This window comes from Streptococcus halichoeri (assembly GCF_019774635.1).
Taxonomy (GTDB): Bacteria; Bacillota; Bacilli; order Lactobacillales; family Streptococcaceae; genus Streptococcus; species Streptococcus halichoeri.
The window spans coordinates 713,007-732,283 of record NZ_CP081502.1 but is presented as its reverse complement, the minus strand read 5'-3'; the positions used below and the strand labels follow the sequence as shown (position 1 = coordinate 732,283).

Annotated in this window: 17 protein-coding genes; 9 read left to right on the top strand and 8 right to left on the bottom strand. The window is 43.2% G+C overall.

From position 1 onward, the window contains the following. Positions 1–34: 34 nt before the first annotated feature. The 3 genes from K5J94_RS03625 to K5J94_RS03615 all read left to right on the top strand — a co-directional run bounded on the left by K5J94_RS03625 (position 35) and on the right by K5J94_RS03615 (position 3,129). Entirely contained in the window at positions 35–946 is a 912-nt protein-coding gene (locus K5J94_RS03625) for a DNA/RNA non-specific endonuclease (protein WP_221913549.1), read from the top strand. A 474-nt stretch (positions 947–1,420) separates the two neighbouring features. Further along, positions 1,421–2,365: a magnesium transporter CorA family protein gene (locus K5J94_RS03620; RefSeq protein ID WP_159545430.1), complete on the top strand. Its 945-nt coding sequence runs from the start codon at positions 1,421–1,423 to the stop codon at positions 2,363–2,365. Between the two features lie 104 nt (positions 2,366–2,469). Beyond that, a complete protein-coding gene (locus K5J94_RS03615; RefSeq protein ID WP_159545428.1) occupies positions 2,470–3,129 on the top strand; it encodes a DUF1129 domain-containing protein in 660 nt (219 codons plus the stop codon). A 623-nt stretch (positions 3,130–3,752) separates the two neighbouring features. Here K5J94_RS03615 and rpsR read toward each other — a convergent pair. From rpsR to rpsF, 3 genes are all read right to left on the bottom strand, one after another. After that, positions 3,753–3,992 (bottom strand): 30S ribosomal protein S18, encoded by a 240-nt coding sequence (gene rpsR, locus K5J94_RS03610; protein WP_002983142.1) that lies wholly within the window; start codon positions 3,990–3,992, stop codon positions 3,753–3,755. Between the two features lie 156 nt (positions 3,993–4,148). Further along, positions 4,149–4,643 carry a single-stranded DNA-binding protein gene (locus tag K5J94_RS03605; protein ID WP_159545426.1) on the bottom strand — a complete coding sequence of 165 codons (495 nt, stop codon included), beginning with the start codon at positions 4,641–4,643 and terminating at the stop codon, positions 4,149–4,151. 26 nt (positions 4,644–4,669) lie between these two features. Beyond that, positions 4,670–4,960, bottom strand: coding sequence for a 30S ribosomal protein S6 (rpsF, locus tag K5J94_RS03600; RefSeq protein ID WP_159545424.1), 291 nt, complete (start codon positions 4,958–4,960; stop codon positions 4,670–4,672). A gap of 182 nt (positions 4,961–5,142) precedes the next feature. Here rpsF and mutY point away from each other — a divergent pair, with 182 nt between their 5' ends. Next, entirely contained in the window at positions 5,143–6,306 is a 1,164-nt protein-coding gene (gene mutY / locus K5J94_RS03595; protein ID WP_159564761.1) for an A/G-specific adenine glycosylase, read from the top strand. A 328-nt stretch (positions 6,307–6,634) separates the two neighbouring features. Here mutY and trxA read toward each other — a convergent pair whose 3' ends face one another. The 4 genes from trxA to K5J94_RS03575 all read right to left on the bottom strand — a co-directional run bounded on the left by trxA (position 6,635) and on the right by K5J94_RS03575 (position 10,486). Further along, positions 6,635–6,949, bottom strand: a complete 315-nt coding sequence (gene trxA, locus K5J94_RS03590; protein WP_159545420.1) for a thioredoxin — start codon at positions 6,947–6,949, stop codon at positions 6,635–6,637. A gap of 86 nt (positions 6,950–7,035) precedes the next feature. Further along, a complete protein-coding gene (locus tag K5J94_RS03585; RefSeq protein WP_221913547.1) occupies positions 7,036–9,369 on the bottom strand; it encodes an endonuclease MutS2 in 2,334 nt (777 codons plus the stop codon). Positions 9,370–9,629: 260 nt separating this feature from the next. After that, complete coding sequence (locus K5J94_RS03580; protein WP_159550057.1) at positions 9,630–10,175, bottom strand: CvpA family protein; 546 nt, start codon at positions 10,173–10,175, stop codon at positions 9,630–9,632. A gap of 2 nt (positions 10,176–10,177) precedes the next feature. Then, entirely contained in the window at positions 10,178–10,486 is a 309-nt protein-coding gene (locus K5J94_RS03575; protein ID WP_159545414.1) for a hypothetical protein, read from the bottom strand. A 474-nt stretch (positions 10,487–10,960) separates the two neighbouring features. On the opposite strand from K5J94_RS03575, the gene rnhC reads away from it, so the two are divergent. The 4 genes from rnhC (at position 10,961) to K5J94_RS03555 (ending at position 15,497) form a co-directional block, all read left to right on the top strand. Next, the gene (gene rnhC, locus K5J94_RS03570; RefSeq protein ID WP_221913545.1) at positions 10,961–11,881 is read left to right on the top strand and encodes a ribonuclease HIII; all 921 of its coding nucleotides are present in this window, start codon (positions 10,961–10,963) and stop codon (positions 11,879–11,881) included. 14 nt (positions 11,882–11,895) lie between these two features. After that, positions 11,896–12,489 carry a signal peptidase I gene (lepB, locus tag K5J94_RS03565; RefSeq protein WP_159545410.1) on the top strand — a complete coding sequence of 198 codons (594 nt, stop codon included), beginning with the start codon at positions 11,896–11,898 and terminating at the stop codon, positions 12,487–12,489. 57 nt (positions 12,490–12,546) lie between these two features. Further along, positions 12,547–14,940, top strand: coding sequence for an SF1B family DNA helicase RecD2 (gene recD2 / locus K5J94_RS03560; RefSeq protein WP_221913543.1), 2,394 nt, complete (start codon positions 12,547–12,549; stop codon positions 14,938–14,940). A 71-nt stretch (positions 14,941–15,011) separates the two neighbouring features. Next, entirely contained in the window at positions 15,012–15,497 is a 486-nt protein-coding gene (locus K5J94_RS03555) for a hypothetical protein (protein WP_159564751.1), read from the top strand. 89 nt (positions 15,498–15,586) lie between these two features. On the opposite strand, the gene dinB is transcribed toward K5J94_RS03555, so the two are convergent. Further along, the gene (gene dinB, locus K5J94_RS03550) at positions 15,587–16,681 is read right to left on the bottom strand and encodes a DNA polymerase IV (protein WP_221913541.1); all 1,095 of its coding nucleotides are present in this window, start codon (positions 16,679–16,681) and stop codon (positions 15,587–15,589) included. 213 nt (positions 16,682–16,894) lie between these two features. On the opposite strand from dinB, the gene pflB reads away from it, so the two are divergent. After that, complete coding sequence (pflB, locus tag K5J94_RS03545) at positions 16,895–19,219, top strand: formate C-acetyltransferase (RefSeq protein WP_159550023.1); 2,325 nt, start codon at positions 16,895–16,897, stop codon at positions 19,217–19,219. Positions 19,220–19,277 lie beyond the last annotated feature (58 nt).

Sequence of the window (19,277 nt, the reverse complement as noted above, 5' to 3'; positions counted from 1 at the left end):
AATGAATGTGAAATAAAATAAAGGAGGACATCGTATGTCTAAACATTTCGGCAGAAAATCTGTCATCACGTCAATTGTTGCTTTAGCTACAGTGGGTCTCTTTGGCCTTAGCAGCTCGCCAGCTGTTACGGCTGATGATACCGCACAAGGGGACTACTATTCTGTGGTGGGACCGTCTCAGATTGTGACATCCGAGTTTCCTCGCCTCTATACAACGACTGAAAAAGTCTATAAAAAACAAGGCACAAACACCAATCATGTCACTGTGTCAGATATTCACTACTCACAGCTCGATGGCTACAAAAGATCAGGTATGGCTTATGGTGTCATTACCAATGATATGATCAATATGTCAAAGGGCTACCGCGAAACATGGGAACCTAATTCTGACCCAAGTGGTTGGTACAAATATTATCGCCTTAGTGACAATGCCCAAATTAGCGAAAACGAATACGATGCTCAAAAAACCAAAGCTAAAAAAGTGAAGAATAATCCTGCTGTCGTCTTAACAAGACTAGATGGCCATAAATACAATAGTCACTTATTCGTACGCAGTCATCTCTTTGCCGATAGTTTAGGCGGCCGGGCTTTTCGCAATAATGTCATCATGGGCACCCAAATGCAAAATGTCGGCACCCACAAAGGTGGCATGCAATATATTGAAAGAAAAGTATTAAACCACATCAAACATCACCCACAAGTATATGTTTACTATAAAGCCGTCCCTGAATACCAAGGCACAGAATTAATCCCACGCTCTGTGCTGGTCTCTGCCCTATCTTCTGATAAAAAAATTGATGAAACCGTGCGGGTCTTTAACACCGCCCAAGGCTTCGCTATTGATTACCAAAATGGTGGTCTCTTAAATACACCTGTGAGCGAAGATACAACACCTGATGACATTACTGGTTTACCTGTTGACGAAACCTTAGACGATGCCGCTTAAATTGATGTCGCCTAAAAAAGCAAACCTCTTTCTTGTAAACTGCTTTTTTGGCAAGTAGACAGGCTAACTATCTAAAAATAGTATGAGTTATAAAGTCAGTCGTACAGTTTGTACGGCTGATTTTTTACGCACATCGCTTAGATTTGTACTTTTTAATTTGTTTAGACTTAGCAAGTGAGCCGGTTACAAAATGCTCTGACATTAATACCGCAAAGGCCGCAAAGAACACAGGCCAGCTTTTAAAAGGCGGTGAGCAGGTAAGCCTAGGCCACTCTTTTGGTCCTGCTTAGTCAATACTGTTAGCTGACGGCTAAGCCAATGGACGTTGGGTACATATTAGTGTATAATAGGTGAGTATTTAGGTGAAATCATAAACAAAGCATTCCAGCCCTATTACTTGAGCAAGCTGCTCTGTATGCTACAGCTTTTTTAGCATGATTTTACTCACTTATTTTAGGAAAAGGAGGGCTTGTCATGAAACAAATGTTTCTTTCATCGGCAATTGAATTTAAAGAAATTGAAACATTCGAGCCAGGAGCTTGGATTAAATTGGTAAACCCTTCCCAGGAAGAATCAGAAGAAATTGCCGATCAATTTAACATTGACATCTCTGACTTGCGTGCCCCGCTTGATATTGAAGAAACCTCACGTATTGCAGTTGAAGATGATTACACCTTAATCATTGTGGACGTGCCCACCTATGAGGAACGTAATAATAACAGCTATTATGTGACTGTACCGCTGGGAATTATTGTAACTGAAAATGCTGTCATTACAACCAGCTTAAATGATTTAACCTTATTTGAGCATTTCCATAATCGGCGGGTGAAAAACTTTTACACCTTTATGAAGACACGTTTTGTCTTTCAAATGCTCTACCGCAATGCCGAACTCTTTCTAACGGCCCTAAGAACCATTGATCGGCAAAGCGATCGCTTAGAAGCGCAGCTAGAAAGTGCAACTCGTAATGAAGAGTTAGTGGACATGATGGAGTTGGAAAAATCTATCGTCTATCTGAAAGCTTCTTTGAAGTTCAATGAGCGCATCGTTAAAAAGTTATCCAGTTCGACCAGCTCGCTCAAAAAATACATTGAAGATGAAGATTTATTAGAAGACACCTTGATTGAAACGCAACAGGCGATCGAGATGGCTGGCATCTACGAAAACGTCTTAAATGCCATGACCGAAACAACTGCTTCGATTATTAATAATAATCAGAACACTATCATGAAAACCTTGGCCCTGATGACAATGACCTTAGATATTCCTACGGTGATTTTCTCAGCTTATGGGATGAACTTCCAAAACAACTGGATGCCATTCAACGATCTAAAGCATGGGTTTTTCATCATTGTCTTTTTAGCTGCCCTTGGCTCATCGGCGGTTATTGTGTATTTTTTACGGAAAAATTGGTTCTAGTTACTTTATGATAGCTTATAGCATGGCAAAACAAGCTATCACCCACCGGCAAACTCTTTTTGCTCACTTGTTCTTGAAAACCTAATGCCGATTAAGGAGAAAAAATGGATTTACAAAACCTCACGAAAAAAAATCAAGAATTTATCCACATTGCTACCAATCAACTGATTAAAGATGGCAAATCCGATGCCGACATCAAGGCGATCCTTGAAGAAACACTCCCTCTTATCCTTGAAGAGCAAGCAAAAGGCGTACCTGCCCGCAGCTTTTTAGGCGCCCCTACAAGCTGGGCTAGTTCTTTCTCCCAAAACTCAGCAACTGCAAAACCAGCAGCCAACCAAGCAAAGAACACCAATCCTTGGTTGATGTGGCTAGACACCTCCTTGTTATTTATTGGGGTCGTAGGCTTGCTAAATGGTTTGATGGCCTTCTTTGGCTCAAAGGCTCCAGGTACCGGACTTATCTCCCTTTTAGCCTTAGGCTTTGGCGGAGGTGCTGCAATGTATGCCACCTATTATTTTATCTACCGTCATATGGGTGGTGATAAAAAGAACCGGCCAAGCACACTCAAGATTATACTGGCCCTCTCTTTGGTGATGTTAGCCTGGGTGTCTATCTACTATGTAAGTGCCTTGCTACCTCAAGCAATCAACCCAGTTTTACCGCCTTTGCTACTTATTATCCTGGGTGCCTTAGCTTTTGGGCTACGCTATTACCTAGCTAAAAAATATAATGTGCAAAATTCCTTGTCCCCACAACGCTAATTGGCTTAACAGCGCAACGCGGCCCCTTTGATCAGCCGCGTTCTGAGCCTTTAAAGCTAGTATCAAGAATCCACACTTTTATTAGCACAGCTTAATTAGCACTAACTGTGGTTGACTTAACACAGATTCAATAAAGCAAGCGTTAAAATCCGGCACTGCTTTTTGACCAATTATTTAGATGACCGCCAACCAAAAGAGCTGGCATTTTTACACAAAAAATACTCCTATTGCTAGATTTTGGACCTAACGCTTGGAATATCCTTATTTGTTGGCACACTTTGAGTAGGGCTCAGAAGTCTGGCGATTTATTGTTTTTCACTAACCACATAAAAAAGAGGATGACCACCTCATCCTCAAGTTTGGTATTTCATCTCAAGCAAGAAAAAGAGCAGCTAGCTACCAGCCATTTTTCAAAAATGAAGGTAGAAACCCGCTGCTTTTTTTATTTCTTCACGAGCTCAGCCTAGTTAGCCGCAACGGGCAAGTTAAGCAACCTGATCGAACCAGTTTCTAGCTCCGTGACTCAAGAAGCCACCAACACGTCTGGCTGGACAGTCGAAGGGAGTACAGGCAGCCGCTGCGCCTAAGCCCAAAAAGAAAAGGCCCTGTGTGGACCTTCTTGATTAGTCTTCGTTTACATAAGGCATAAGAGCCATAACGCGAGCACGCTTGATTGCTGTTGTTACCTTGCGTTGGTTTTTAGCTGAAGTTCCAGTTACACGACGAGGTAAAATCTTGCCACGTTCTGAAACAAAACGGCTTAAAAGTTCAGTGTCTTTGTAATCAACATATTCAATTTTATTAGCTGCGATGAAGTCAACTTTTTTACGGCGTTTAAATCCGCCACGACGTTGTTGAGCCATGTGTAATCTCCTTTATAAATTATGATGTTAAGGGCATTTAAAGAGCGACTAAATGTAAGAAAACTGACAAGAAATCTTGTTTTCTTAGGAAGTTTATCTAAATCCCCAGCTCTTAGCCCGAACTCGAATAATTTCTTATCCGTTCAAACCCACTGCTTAGAATGGGAGATCGTCGTCTGAGATGTCCATCGGGTTAGAATTCCCAAAGGGACTATCGTCTCGACCAAAGTTAGGTGTTTGTTGTGAAGGAGCAGAGTAACTATCATTTGAAGAACTGTTGTTAAAGCTGCCGCCATTATTATAAGCGTTAGCTGATCCCCCTTCACGTGTAGCACGGCTTTCCAACATTTGGAAATTGTCCGCAACCACTTCTGTTACATAGACCCGTTGACCTTGTTGATTCTCATAATGGCGGGTCTGAATGCGACCCGTAATTCCAATCAAGGCACCTTTTTTAGCCCAGTTAGCTAAGTTTTCAGCTGGTTGACGCCAGATAACACAGTTAATGAAATCAGCTTCGCGCTCGCCATTTTGGTTTTTAAAGGTACGGTTCACAGCAAGCGTAAAAGTCGCCACTGCTACTTGGCTAGGGGTATAACGGAGTTCTGCATCTTTGGTCATGCGACCAACAAGCACTACATTATTAATCATAACTACCTTCTTTTTAAAAACTTAACTTAGGCGTCAAGTTTAACGATCATGTGACGAAGAATGTCGTTGTTGATTTTTGAGAGACGATCAAACTCATCAAGAGCTACAGCATCTTCAGACTCAACGTTTACGATGTGGTAAAGACCTTCACGGAAATCATTGATTTCATATGCAAGGCGACGTTTTTCCCAGTCTTTTGACTCAACGATAGTAGCACCGTTGTCAGTCAAGATAGAGTCAAAGCGTGATACCAAAGCGTTTTTAGCTTCTTCTTCAATGTTTGGACGAATAATATAAAGAATTTCGTATTTAGCCATTGATATTTTCCTCCTTTTGGACTAATGACCTGTACCCCTTCGGCACAGGTAAGTGAGGGATGCTCACAGGTCTCTATTATACCTTAAAAAAGGTCCAAAAGCAAGATTTTTTCATAAAAACTTCCAGCTTTCTAGGACAGTTATTTTTGCCTTAGTTCGACCTTCTTTGGTACAATAAAGCTATGCTAAATTTACAAGATTACGGAATAACCATGTGGGAAAAGGATAAGATTGCTGCGTTCAGGCGGACGCTTTTGCATTGGTACGACCAGGAAAAGCGTGATTTGCCTTGGCGACGAACGACCAACCCCTATCACATCTGGATTTCAGAGATCATGCTGCAACAAACCCAAGTGCAAACTGTGATTCCTTATTATGAACGCTTTTTAGACTGGTTTCCTCAGGTGGCTGACCTGGCCCATGCCCCCGAAGAAAAACTGCTCAAGGCCTGGGAGGGCCTGGGCTATTATTCGCGAGTCCGCAACATGCAAAAAGCCGCCCAGCAAATTATGGACGAACACCAGGGGCACTTCCCAAGTACCTACGAGGGCATTGCTAGCTTAAAAGGCATCGGCCCCTATACTGCGGGAGCAATTGCCAGTATTGCCTTTAATCTCCCAGAGCCAGCCGTTGACGGTAACGTCATGCGGGTGATGGCACGCTTGTTTGAAGTGGATTATGATATTGGCAATCCTAAAAATCGCAAGATTTTTCAGGCGATCATGGAAATCTTAATTGATCCAAAAAGACCTGGGGATTTCAACCAAGCCCTGATGGATCTGGGCACCGATATTGAGTCTGCGAAAAATCCTCGACCTGATGAAAGTCCCATTCGCTTTTTTAGCGCAGCCTATTTGCACGGCACCATGGATAAATACCCCATTAAGCTGCCCAAGAAAAAGCCACGACCCCTACACATTCAGGCCTTCATCATCCGTAACGAACAGGGACAGTTTTTACTAGAAAAAAATAATGCTGGTAGACTCTTAGGAGGCTTTTGGTCTTTTCCCATCGTTGAGACCAACCTAATCAGCAAGCAGCTCGATTTATTTGAGACGGATACTAACCACGTTCTTGAAACGATTTCTCAAAAGGCAGTTTTTCAGGATACCTATCAGCTAATGCCACAGTGGAGTGATGCGAGCTTTGGACCAGTCAAGCATACTTTTAGCCACCAAAAGTGGACCATCGAGCTTTTGGCAGGACACGTTAGTCAGCCAACGCTAAAGAGTGACCGGCAATTGGCCTGGGTAGCTCTAGCTGATTTTGACAACTATCCCTTTGCCACCCCGCAAAAGAAAATGGTCCAAGCCTACTTGAACCACCAAGAAAATGCCATAAAGTGAAGCTTAAACACTTCACTTTTTGTTTACCGTTAGGTTGATAAAAAGCTGGCAAGTTTGCTTTTAAAGCAGGCCTCAGCTTAAAAATAACACTATCAAAGTCCTTTAGACTAACTTTCTAAAGGCCCTCTTCTTCTCTGAGTATGAATCGAACAAAATCGGCTAAGCATCTAGCCTTCAAAACTTCAAGCACTCAAAAACCACACAGTAATTCTCACATCTTGATTGTTTTCAAGACAGAAAACCGCTGTGTGGTTTTATTTTGAAGCCCGTTTTTGCCCAGCCTCTTGAGATGAAAGACAAACCCTACTGAGTTTAGCTTTTTTACCCATTAACTTAATTCAGCGACAATGGCTTTGATTTGGTCTTTGGTGTGTACACCAGCGACTTGTTTGACCACTTCGCCGTCTTTTTTGAACATGAGTGTTGGGATGGACATGATGCCAAATTGCCTAGCAGTTTCTGGGTTTTCATCAACATCCATTTTAACAATTTTTAGCTGATCTTCGTCATACTCTCCAGCCAATTGCTCAAGAATGGGGGCTTGCATCAAACATGGACCACACCAGGTTGCCCAAAAATCAATTAACACAAGACCTTCTTTAGTTTCTGATTCAAATGTTTTGTCTGTAATAGCTTGTGCCATTTGCATTCTCCTTTACTATTTTATCGTATCCTTATTTTATGGGAAAATAGCCTATAAGGCAAATTTCTGCTACGGTATTTAGGCAACTAGCCTAGGTTAGCAATCGTGCAACCTGACCCACCGGCATTTTGAGGGGCATACCCAAAACTTTTAACATGCTTGTTGCGGCGCAGATATGTGATCACTCCCTCACGAATAACACCGGTGCCGATTCCATGAATAATATCGACTTGACTCATGTTGTTAACCAAGGCTTGGTCAATAAAGGCATCTAATGCCTGCATGGCCTCTTCGTAACGTTTGCCTCGCAAATCAAGGCGAGCCCGAGGTCCAGCTGATTGAGAAACTTTCTTGACAACAGACACTTGCTTCTTAGGTGCTTGTTTTTCTTGCTCTGGCTTAACCAGTTGAAATTCATCTTCAGTTAGGGTCATCTTTATCAGGCCGATCTGGGCCTCCCATTTATTATCCTTTAAGGCCTTAATCAAGGTCCCTCTTTGCCCATAAGCTGAGACGATGATATTATCCCCAAGCTGTGGGGCACGGGCCTTTTTGGCTTTTTTAAGCACCTTATTTTGACTCAAGTCTTGTTTAGGCACTAACTGTTTGAGCTGGCCTTTAGCCTCAATGATTTCATGTGGTTTTAATTGAGCCTTGGCATGCAGCTCCTTTAAAATCGCTTCGCTTTCTGATAGGGCCATATCGACAATTTCTTGTGCTTCGTCTCTAGCTTTTTGTAGTTCTTGGTCCCGTTCGTTGGCAAATTCCTTGTAGAGTTTTTTGAGTGCCCGGTTGAATTTGAGGTTCTCTTGTTCAACGCTTGTGATCCGCTCCAGCCGCTTGCGGCTCTCTTGAGTCTGGCTCTCAAGCTGTTCAATAATTCGATTAACATCGCTATCAGTACCTGTCATCTGCTCAGCTTCTTGAACAATTACTTCTGAAAGGCCTAAGCGCCTAGCAATCTCAAAGGCATTGGAGCGACCTGGTACGCCCTGCATAAAATGGTAGGTCGGTTTTAGCGTCTGGCTGTCAAATGCCATGCTGGCATTTTCTACGTGAGGCGTCTCAAGGCCATAAGCTTTTAATTCGGGATAATGGGTGGTCGCCATCGTTTTGATTTGTGTTAAGCGCAGCTGTTCTAAAATGGCCATGGCTAAGCTAGCCCCTTCTTGGGGATCGGTCCCTGCACCAAGCTCATCAAAAAGCACCAAGGAATCCTGGTTGGCCTTGTTTAGAATGGAAACGATATGCGTCATGTGGCTTGAAAAGGTTGATAGGCTTTGCTCAATAGATTGCTCATCTCCAATATCAGCAAAAATGCCGTTAAAAACGCTAACCACAGACCCTTGAGCTGCTAGTATCGGTAATCCCGACTGGGCCATGAGTTGGGCTAAACCTAGGGTTTTTAGCATGATGGTTTTACCACCTGTATTGGGGCCGGTAATGACGATGACGCTAAGATCCTGAGCAAAGTGAATATCATTAGGCACTGGTTTTTTTAACAAGGGATGACGAACAGCATATAATTGGATGGTTTTTGTCTGACTGATCGTAGGTAGACTGGCCTCGTGCTCAGCCATGTAGAGATACTTGCCCCGGACAAAGTCCAGATGTCCCAAGAGCCAAGCATTATTTGCAAGAACAGAGCTGTGCGGCCGTAGCATGTCTGATAAGTGGTGGAGGATCTGCATGATCTCATAGCGTTCATCAGCCTGCAACTGGGTTAATTCTTCATTTAGTTGAACCAGAGCCCGAGGTTCAATATAGATGGTATTGCCTGAGGCGGAAATATCGTGCACCACACCGGCAATACGGTTACGAAAGGTGTTTTTAACTGGTAAAACACTACGGCCATTTCGACTAGCTACTAGGCTTTCAGAAAGGTAATCACGATGCTTTTTAACCATTTCCTGCAGCAACTGCCGGCTCTGCTGCTCATTTTTTGTAATCTGACGGCGAATCCGCTCTAGTTCTGGACTGGCAAAATTTTCCACAAAACCAGCTTCATTAATGGCCTGTAAGCTACCTTGGAGGTTAGGTATGGTCTCAAGGTTTTCAAAGAGCCGATCTAGTGCCTTGAGCTGCACATTTTCGAGCTGTTGGTAAAAACGCACAGCTTGTGCTGAAGCTAACAGGATCTGTTTTAGGTCTAAGAGTTCCTCGGTATTGAGATCAGCGCCTAGCTTCAGCCGCTTCACAGCTTGGCTAACATCGCTTAGCTGACCCAGTCCAAACTGATGATAGTCACTAAAAATCGCCTGCATATCGGCGATTTCAGCAAAGAAATGCCTGATCTTTTCTACTCGGTACTCAGGCTCAAGCTCCCACAGTTCCTTTTGCCCTGCTTCTGTTTGCAGGTAAGGTTGAAACTGTGCCTTAACCTTGGCAAATTCCAACTGTTCTAAAATTTTTCTTTCCATACTGCACATTATACCTTTTTTTTCTGACTTGTTTCCTTATTGTGAGATAAAAAAGAGTGAGAGAGGACTCAAGACTGCTTTTTGAGTTCTCCTCACTTTCTAGCTAGATGCACGAGACTAACTGACAAAGGACTAGCTGTGTGGACCACCTCAGGCCTTCTTCGTGGCAATTATGCACCGCTTCAGCTAAGTCAGAGCTTCATTTCCCGTGACGTGATAAGGTCTGCCTGGCTTGATTTCCTCAACGCTTAGCTGCTGTTTTAGATAATGTTTGTTATCCACCATTTTTCCAACAAAGCTGTCATTAGGGGGCACTTATCAATCAAAAAGCGCGCCAGGAACTGCTGATGGAAGAGATTTTGAATTCTAGGCAAAGGAAGCGTTGCTAAAACAGATAGCACCATGCTCATGAACATCATCGAAACAAAGACACTGAGTAGTCCTGCTAGAAGGGCTGTTTTTGGGTTATCAAAGCGATGCACCGGCGCTAAATGTAAGACAAGGCCAAGCAAGCGAAGCAGAGCATAAGCCAGACAAAAAATCCCGACAAAAGCAACCCCAGCATAGTAGACCTTATCTAGATCAAAGAGACTGACTGACTTAAAAAAAGCCATTTGGGTCCCTTGCGCAGGGTTCACATAGGGTACCCAAAGCGCAATTTTTTGTGCTAAGTCTTGATAAAAATGCTTAGCGATAAATAAGCAAATCAGGGCCCCTAAGAAATAGAAGCCTTGTAAAATCAGACCTCGACTATAACCAAGGTAAAACTGCCAGGCCATAATCAGGATAATTATTAAGGACAACATGATTACTCCTTATCCTCATTTGATTGCTTGGCTTTTTCTTGCAGCCCAATCACTGTTTTTTCTCTTAGTTCAGTGACTTCTTTTTCTAACGTTTCAAAAGCAATTTCACGATTTAATTGTACCGATAAGGTATTAATCGCCATTAATATAGCAATGGTTTCATCATCAGCCGCAGGGAGTTTTGCTTTAATAGCTTCATATTTCTCCCTTGCAACAGCTTCAACTTCTTCCATAAAAAGATTATCTTTGTCAGTCGTTAGGGTTAAGGTCTTTTCACCAAAGGTAAATTTATAACGGTTTTTACTATTCATAAGGACACCTCACCTAGCATTATACCTTAAATGAGAACTTTCGTAAAATAGGTAAGCTGTTAAGCTGCTTTTTTCATCCCAGCTTATCTGGAGCTACTTTAGATCAAAGAGCTAAGATTATTTGTCACCCAAATTTTATATGCCGAGGTCTGTTTGATAAGGCCATACTGACTTAGACATCATTTGGCTGAGCACTTGTTGGCAGATAACTTGGCTCAGCCAGCTTAGCCGATTGCATTAAGAAATGAAAAATCTCAAATGAACAGCCCTGAATGACTAAATAGCGGGCTGACTTTTACTCAGGAGGATGGCAGCTTTAAGCTATTTTTGGCCTCTAGTCCTGAATGTTTTCATCTGAAGATGGAAACAAAGAAATGCTTATCTCTTTGTTACTCTTTTTAATGACTAACTTTTGCCTTAGCTTTTTAAAACCGGACTTCCCCAAGAAAGAAATTTTGTGGTAAAATAAGCTTTATGAACACATCTGTTATCACCTGTTCGCCCAAAGAACTAAAAAGGCTTAGGCAGCAGCTAGAAGGTTATTTAATCGCAAACGCTAGCCCCTATGTCGCCTTTGCCGCAAAATATCAAGCGGCCACGATTACTGCCTATACTTCTGGCAAGGTTGTGATTCAGGGCAAAACCACAGCCCAAATTGCCGCCGATTTGGGACTAAGTGCTAAAACCACAAGGACGGCTTCGTCTTCACTGGCAAGAACTTTTGACCAAGCCTGCCCACTGATTGGCAGCGATGAGGTTGGCAATGGCTCTTATTTTGGTGGGATTGCTGTGGTTGCAAGCTACGTCACTCCAACGGACCAAGCCTGGCTAAAGGAGATTGGCGTTGATGATTCCAAGAATCTCAATGACCAGCGCATCCAGCAGCTAGCTCCTCTATTAGAAGCAAGGATTCCGCATCAGGCTCTCTTATTATCCCCCAAAAAGTACAATCAATTGGTCGGAAAGGACAAGCCCTATAATGCTGTTTCCATCAAGGTAGCCTTACACAATCAGGCGATTTACTTGTTACTGAATAAGGGCTACACGCCGCAAAAGATTGTCATTGATGCTTTTACGTCGCAAAAGAACTACGAAAAGCATCTACGAGGTGAGAAAAATCATTTTCCCAATGCCTTAACCTTTATGGAAAAGGCAGAAAGTCAAGTACTAGCCGTTGCGGTCAGCTCGATTATCGCCCGCAACCTCTTTCTTGCTAATCTCAAACAATTAAGCGAGGAGCTCGGTTATCAGTTGCCTAGTGGCGCAGGCAAAGCCTCTGATCAGGTAGCTGCCGACCTACTGCGCGCCTATGGGATGGAAGCTTTGACCTACAGCGCCAAACAACACTTTGCCAACACCCGCAAAGCCCAACAATTAAGCAAATCATTTGATTAAACTAAAGGAGCACTATGAAAAACTTCATTAAAGAATGGGGATTCTTTATCCTCTTTGTTCTCATCTTAGGCCTCTCTCGCCTTTTTATCTGGCAACCTGTACGGGTGGATGGCCATTCTATGGACCCAACACTGGCTCATAACGAACGTTTAATTGTCATTAAACATGCTAAGATCGACCATTTTGATATTGTCGTCGCTAAAGAAGAAGAGCAGGGGCAAACTAAAGAAATCGTCAAGCGCGTGATTGGTTTACCTGGTGATACTATCACCTACAAAAACGACACTCTCTACCTCAATCATAAAAAAGTGCACGAACCTTACCTTGATCGCTTTAAAAAAGCCTTTAATAAAGATAAACTAGCCAGCACTTACGAATACAGTTCCCTCTTTCAAGAGTTAGCAGCTAATTCCAACGCCTTTACCACTGATAATCAAGGGCGCACTGAATTCACTGTGCATGTACCAAAAGGCGAATACTTCTTACTTGGTGATGACCGCATTGTCTCACGCGACAGTCGCGAAGTCGGTACTTTTAAAAAAGCTAACTTTGTTGGCGAAGTCAAGCTCCGGTACTGGCCGCTCCCTTCTTTTAAACTATTCCCTTAACCCCTAAGGCCTGCTGCTTAGCAGGTCTTAAACTATCTTCATTAGAAAGGTCTACCTATGGATTATTATTTTACCGGTACTGTTGAGCGAATTATCTTCGAAAATGCCAGTAACTTCTTCAAAATCCTTTTGCTAGAGCTTACCGACACTGATAGTGATTTTGCTGAGGCTGAGATCATCATTAAAGGCACCATGGCCGACATCATCGAAGGAGACGAGTACACCTTTTGGGGGCCGCTCATCCAACATCCTAAGTACGGGCAACAAGTGGCCTTGAGTCGGTATGAAAAAGCCAAGCCCAGTGCTCAAGGCCTGGTTACCTACTTTGCCAGCAAACATTTTAAAGGTATTGGTCAAAAAACGGCTGAGAAGATTATTGCCCTTTATGGGAGCGATCCGATTGATAAAATCCTAAAGGACCCAAGCAAATTAGAAGCTATTTCTGGCCTTTCTAAGGCCAATCGCGAAGCTTTTTTAACTAAATTACGCATAAATTATGGCACCGAGCAGATTATCGCTGGACTGATTGAGCTTGGCGTCACCAACCGTCAAGCTTTTGACATTTATGATCACTACAAAGAAGAAGCCATTGAGCGCGTGACCAGCAACCCCTATGGCTTAGTTGAAGAGGTACCAGGCATTGGCTTTAAACTGGCTGATCAATTGGCTAAGTCCTTAGGAATTGCTAGTGATGCACCACAGCGGCTGCGCGCAGCCTTGTTACATACCCTATTAGAACGCTCACTTACACAAGGCAATACCTATATTGAAGCCCGCGATCTGCTCGAATACACGATTATCCTATTAGAGGAAGCAAGACCCATTGAATGTCAACCTGAAGCTGTTGCTTCTGCTTTGAACGAATTAATCCAGGAAGAAAAGGTCTATAACCGCGAGACAAGAATTTTTGATGCCAGTTTATTTTATGCCGAAGAAGGGATCAAAAACCACATCAAACGCTTACTGACCACGCCTTTAGACACAAGCTTTAGCCAGGACCAATTATCCAAGGCTATTGAGCATGTGCAAACCACTAATCACTTGGTCTATGACCAAGTCCAAAAAAACGCCTTGCTGCAGGCTCTTAACAGCAAAGTCTTTATCTTAACAGGCGGTCCTGGTACCGGCAAGACCACAGTCATTAAAGGCTTGTTGGAAGCCTATGCGCATCTGCATGACTTAGACCTTCACCAAAAGGATTTGCCCATCATCCTAGCTGCGCCTACTGGCCGGGCTGCGCGGCGGATGAATGAGCTAACGGGCCTTGCAAGTGCCACGATTCACCGCCACCTAGGCCTCAATGGTGACAATGACTACCAGGCACTTGATGAGTATTTGGACTGTGACCTACTAATCGTGGATGAATTTTCCATGGTGGATACCTGGTTGGCCAATCAACTGCTCGCTGCGGTCGCGTCAAACACCCAGGTCATTATCGTGGGCGATAGTGACCAACTGCCCTCGGTCGGACCAGGTCAAGTCCTAGCTGACCTCCTGCAGGTGCCAGCCATACCTCAGCTGGCTTTGCAGAAGATTTTCCGGCAGTCCGCTGACTCGACTATCGTTGAGCTGGCTAACCACATGCGCCAAGGTCACCTGCCCGGCGATTTCACCGCTAAAAAAGCGGATCGTTCCTACTTTGAGGCCCAAGCCGCCCACATCCCTGAGATGGTTACTAAGATTGTCAGCGCAGCCCTTAAAAGCGGGATTCCAGCTGAAGAAATCCAGCTCTTGGCCCCTAATTACAAGGGGTTAGCTGGGATCAATAACCTAAACAGTCTGTTACAAGAGCTGATTAATCCTTATGTTGCTGGTGATCAATTTACCTTTAATGATTTGACTTTTCGTAAAGGAGACAAGGTCCTTCATTTGGTTAATGACGCTCAGGCCAATGTTTTTAATGGCGATATTGGCTATATCACCGACCTTATTCCCGGCAAATACACCGAATCCAAGCAAGACGAATTGGTGCTGACTTTTGAGGGAGCCGAGCTAACCTACCCTCGGTCTGAGTGGCTGAAAATCACACTTGCTTACGCCATGAGCATTCACAAGGCCCAAGGAAGCGAATTTCAGGTGGTTATTCTGCCGATCACCCGCCAGAGCGGTCGGCTCTTGCAGCGCAATTTGATTTATACAGCAGTGACGCGCTCTAAAAGCAAGTTAATTCTGCTTGGTGAGTATCAAGCCTTTGCTTACGCAGTTAGTAAGGAAGGTGATAAGCGGCAAACTTATCTGGTTGAGCGTTTTCAGGCCCTAAAGGACCAAGAAGCAGCAAAGCCACAAGCTAAAAAAGGGACACCTAGGGAGCAAGCAAGCTCTCAGCAGCGCCCATTTGCCAAAGAAAGCCAAGACTACCGCCTCACCAGTGATAATCTGATGACGATTGATCCGATGATTGGGCTTACGGACGAAGATATTTTAAGTTTTTTTGAAAAAATATCAAATTGACTCCAATTTTAATGCGGACTATGTTATACTATTGTTGTATTATTACCATCAAACAATAATCGGAGGTTATTATGATTTCATACGAAAAAGTTCGCCAGTCGTTTCGCTCTCTAAATCTGGTTATTATTACCCTTGAGAGCATTTTTACGGCTTTGACCTTTTTGGGATTGATTTCCATCATTTTCTTAAAAACGAGTGGCGAGCTTGACACCAGTCAGATGAGCGCTGAGCAGGTCGCAGCCATCCAACAAAGCACGAGTCCCTTTACTATTTTTATTACAGTTGTGTCCTTGGCCTTGATGATTGCCATTATTGTTTTTGCGGCTCGCAACCTATCACGTCTCAAGAAAAATAGTGAGCTCATTTACCTGCCCTATTACCTTGGTTTTGGCCTGGTAGCTATTAATCTTATTTCAACGCTGGCTTCTGGACAAGCATTTAAACCAGCAGCTTTGATTGGCTATCTCATCCAATTGGCCTTTGTCGCGCTCTATTATTTTTCTTACAGCAAAGCCAAGACTCTAAATCATAAACCAGAACAAGCCTCAGAAGCTTAATCCTAAAAGAGCTGCCTTAGAAAAAGGACAGCTCTTCTTCAATCTTAGCTCTAAGACTAAAGGATACCTACGTTTGTCGGGTATCCTTTTTATAATTCCAATCGGATTGCTTCTATCGCCTCTTCGAGATTAGTGATGGTCACCCCGAGCAAACGGATACCTTTTTTAGTTTCATCAAGGCTTTGGTAAATGGCTTGCGCGACTTGTTCAATTTTATCTGTGTCTTGGGTGCTCTCTTCTAGTGTTATGCGCTTGGTTAGCGTGGAAAAATCACCATAGCGAACCTTTAGGACAATCGTCTTTCCCCGCTTATGCTGCTCTTTTAAGACTGCTGCAACCTTATTGGCATTTTTGCTGATCTCTAAGGCAATATCAGCATCAGCATACAAAAGCTTACCATAGGTCCGCTCACTACCGATTGACTTTCGAATCCGATTGGGCTTGACCTGAGCGTAACTGATGCCTCGCGCCTTTCGATAAAGATCAAAGCCAAAACGCCCAAAGCGATCTATTAGTGTTGTCTCAGGAATTGCAAGTAAATCCTTACCCGTATAAACACCCATTTCATGCAATTTTGCCACTGATTTTTGCCCGACTCCATGAAACTTTTCAATGGGGAGCTTACTTAGAAAGGGCAGAGCATCTTCTGGTAAAATCAGGGTCAAGCCATGTGGTTTATCATAATCACTAGCTAATTTGGCCAGAAATTTATTATAGGAAACGCCGGCTGAACAGGTCAAGCCAAGTTCCTCCCAAATCGCCACCTGAATCAGCTTTGCTATTTTAATAGCTGATTTTAGCCCTAGTTTATTCTCAGTAACATCCAAGTAAGCTTCATCAATGGATACAGGCTCCACCAGATCAGTATAGCGTTTGAAAATCGCTCTTACTTGCAAACCTACAGCGCGGTACTTGTCATAATTCCCGGAAATAAAGGTAGCCTGCGGACAACGTTCAAAGGCTTCTTTTGAGCTCATAGCAGAGTGAATGCCATATTTTCGAGCTTCATAATTGCAGGTTGACACGACCCCGCGCCCGCCGCTTTCACGTGGATCACGACCGATAATCAAGGGATGCCCTTTTAAGGCTGGCTGATCGCGTTCTTCAACAGAGGCAAAAAAGGCATCCATATCAATATGGATAATCTTGCGTGATGTGTCATTTAATAATGGAAATACTAACATACCAGCCTCCCTCTCTCTATTATTATACCCTTTTAACACAGCATGGCCAAGAAAGGATCTTATGATACAGTTCACATCTGTTTTAAAAGTCTGTAATATAAAAGAATCTCATGCTTGTCAAGAAATATGCTTGGGAAAACGCTTTACCTGTGATACACTATAGGTGTAATGACAACAGATGGTCTTGTTACCACCAATATAAGGAGAGAGATTATGGCAACTGTAAAAACAAACACAGATGTTTTTGAGAAAGCTTGGGAAGGCTTCAAGGGTACTGACTGGAAAGAAAGAGCTAGCGTTTCACGCTTTGTGCAAGCTAACTACACCCCTTATGATGGCGATGAAAGTTTCCTTGCCGGTCCTACACAACGTTCCTTAAACATCAAAAAAATTATCGAAGATACTAAAGCCCAATATGAAGCCAGCCGCTTCCCTTATGATACACGGCCAACTTCTATTGCTGACATCCCAGCAGGCTACATTGACAAAGAAAATGAGCTAATCTACGGTATCCAAAATGATGAACTGTTCAAATTGAACTTCATGCCAAAAGGTGGGATCCGGATGGCAGAAACAACACTTAAAGAAAATGGTTATGAGCCAGACCAAGATGTGCACGAAATCTTCACCAAATATGTAACCACTGTTAATGATGGTATTTTCCGTGCCTACACCTCAAATATTCGTCGTGCTCGCCACGCTCATACGGTAACCGGTCTACCAGATGCTTACTCGCGGGGCCGTATTATTGGTGTATATGCGCGTCTTGCCCTTTACGGTGCAGACTACTTGATGCAAGAAAAGGTCAACGACTGGAATGCGATTACTGAAATTGATGAAGAATCCATTCGCTTGCGTGAAGAAATCAACCTCCAATACCAAGCTCTTGGTGAAGTCGCAAAACTTGGTGATTTATATGGCTTTGACGTACGTAGACCAGCTGAAAACGTCAAAGAAGCTATCCAATGGGTCAACATTGCCTTTATGGCTGTTTGTCGCGTGATTAATGGCGCTGCAACTTCCCTTGGTCGGGTGCCAATCGTCCTTGATATCTTCGCTGAACGTGACCTTGCCCGCGGCACCTTCACAGAATCAGAAATCCAAGAATTTGTTGATGATTTCGTCCTTAAATTACGGACAGTGAAATTTGCACGGACCAAAGCTTATGATGAACTCTACTCTGGTGACCCAACCTTTATCACCACTTCTATGGCTGGTATGGGAAATGATGGCCGCCACCGTGTTACCAAGATGGACTACCGTTTCTTAAACACCCTTGATAACATTGGTAACGCACCAGAACCAAACTTAACCGTCCTTTGGACTGATAAATTACCATATGCCTTCCGCCGTTATTGTATGACTATGAGTCACAAACACTCTTCTATCCAGTACGAAGGGGTAACCACAATGGCTAAAGACGGCTATGGCGAAATGTCTTGTATTTCATGTTGTGTGTCACCACTTGATCCTGAAAACGAAGAACAACGCCACAACATTCAATACTTTGGTGCTCGGGTAAATGTGCTTAAGGCTCTACTTACAGGTCTTAATGGGGGTTATGACGATGTTCATAAAGACTATAAAGTCTTTGATATTGAACCTGTCACTGATGAGATTCTTGATTTTGACACTGTTAAAGCTAACTTTGAAAAATCGCTTGATTGGTTGACTGATACTTATGTAGATGCCTTAAATATCATTCACTATATGACTGATAAATACAACTACGAAGCTGTCCAAATGGCCTTTTTGCCATCACAACAACGAGCAAACATGGGCTTTGGTATCTGTGGTTTTGCAAACACTGTTGATACCCTCTCAGCGATTAAATACGCTACTGTTAAACCAATCCGTGATGAAGATGGCTATATCTATGACTACGAAACCACAGGTGACTTCCCTCGGTGGGGTGAAGATGACCCTCGTTCAAATGAATTGGCTGAATGGTTAATCGAAGCTTACACGAATCGTCTTCGTAGCCACAAACTCTACAAGAATGCTGAAGCAACCGTTTCACTGCTTACCATTACTTCTAATGTCGCTTATTCTAAACAAACTGGTAACTCACCTGTTCACAAAGGTGTCTTCCTTAACGAAGATGGTACAACCAACTTATCTAAACTTGAATTCTTCTCACCAGGGGCAAACCCTTCCAACAAGGCACGTGGTGGTTGGTTACAAAACCTCAATTCCCTTGCTAGTCTTGACTTTGGCTATGCTGCAGATGGTATTTCCTTAACCACCCAAGTTTCTCCTCGTGCTTTAGGTAAAACCTTTGATGAACAAGTAGATAACTTGGTAACAATCCTTGATGGTTACTTTGAAAATGGTGGTCAACACGTCAACCTCAATGTCATGGACCTTAAAGATGTTTATGACAAGATCATGAACGGCGAAGACGTTATCGTACGTATCTCTGGTTACTGTGTCAACACTAAATACCTCACTCCTGAACAAAAAACCGAATTAACACACCGCGTCTTCCACGAAGTCCTTTCTATGGATGATAGCGCACAAGCTCTTACAGGTAAATAACATCTTAGGAGGCTGTGGACATTTGTCCCAGCCTCTACCTTTTCCTTTAATATTAAAA

What these genes read in the sequence shown, in the direction of transcription:
- K5J94_RS03575 (WP_159545414.1), bottom strand. Translation starts at nt 10,486, where the DNA reads ATGAATAGTAAAAACCGTTATAAATTTACCTTTGGTGAAAAGACCTTA.
- dinB (WP_221913541.1), bottom strand. Translation starts at nt 16,681, where the DNA reads ATGTTAGTATTTCCATTATTAAATGACACATCACGCAAGATTATCCAT.
- lepB (WP_159545410.1), top strand. Translation starts at nt 11,896, where the DNA reads ATGAAAAACTTCATTAAAGAATGGGGATTCTTTATCCTCTTTGTTCTC.
- pflB (WP_159550023.1), top strand. Translation starts at nt 16,895, where the DNA reads ATGGCAACTGTAAAAACAAACACAGATGTTTTTGAGAAAGCTTGGGAA.
- K5J94_RS03615 (WP_159545428.1), top strand. Translation starts at nt 2,470, where the DNA reads ATGGATTTACAAAACCTCACGAAAAAAAATCAAGAATTTATCCACATT.
- K5J94_RS03605 (WP_159545426.1), bottom strand. Translation starts at nt 4,643, where the DNA reads ATGATTAATAATGTAGTGCTTGTTGGTCGCATGACCAAAGATGCAGAA.
- K5J94_RS03585 (WP_221913547.1), bottom strand. Translation starts at nt 9,369, where the DNA reads ATGGAAAGAAAAATTTTAGAACAGTTGGAATTTGCCAAGGTTAAGGCA.
- rpsR (WP_002983142.1), bottom strand. Translation starts at nt 3,992, where the DNA reads ATGGCTCAACAACGTCGTGGCGGATTTAAACGCCGTAAAAAAGTTGAC.
- K5J94_RS03555 (WP_159564751.1), top strand. Translation starts at nt 15,012, where the DNA reads ATGATTTCATACGAAAAAGTTCGCCAGTCGTTTCGCTCTCTAAATCTG.
- K5J94_RS03625 (WP_221913549.1), top strand. Translation starts at nt 35, where the DNA reads ATGTCTAAACATTTCGGCAGAAAATCTGTCATCACGTCAATTGTTGCT.
- K5J94_RS03620 (WP_159545430.1), top strand. Translation starts at nt 1,421, where the DNA reads ATGAAACAAATGTTTCTTTCATCGGCAATTGAATTTAAAGAAATTGAA.
- rnhC (WP_221913545.1), top strand. Translation starts at nt 10,961, where the DNA reads ATGAACACATCTGTTATCACCTGTTCGCCCAAAGAACTAAAAAGGCTT.
- mutY (WP_159564761.1), top strand. Translation starts at nt 5,143, where the DNA reads ATGCTAAATTTACAAGATTACGGAATAACCATGTGGGAAAAGGATAAG.
- K5J94_RS03580 (WP_159550057.1), bottom strand. Translation starts at nt 10,175, where the DNA reads ATGTTGTCCTTAATAATTATCCTGATTATGGCCTGGCAGTTTTACCTT.
- rpsF (WP_159545424.1), bottom strand. Translation starts at nt 4,960, where the DNA reads ATGGCTAAATACGAAATTCTTTATATTATTCGTCCAAACATTGAAGAA.
- recD2 (WP_221913543.1), top strand. Translation starts at nt 12,547, where the DNA reads ATGGATTATTATTTTACCGGTACTGTTGAGCGAATTATCTTCGAAAAT.
- trxA (WP_159545420.1), bottom strand. Translation starts at nt 6,949, where the DNA reads ATGGCACAAGCTATTACAGACAAAACATTTGAATCAGAAACTAAAGAA.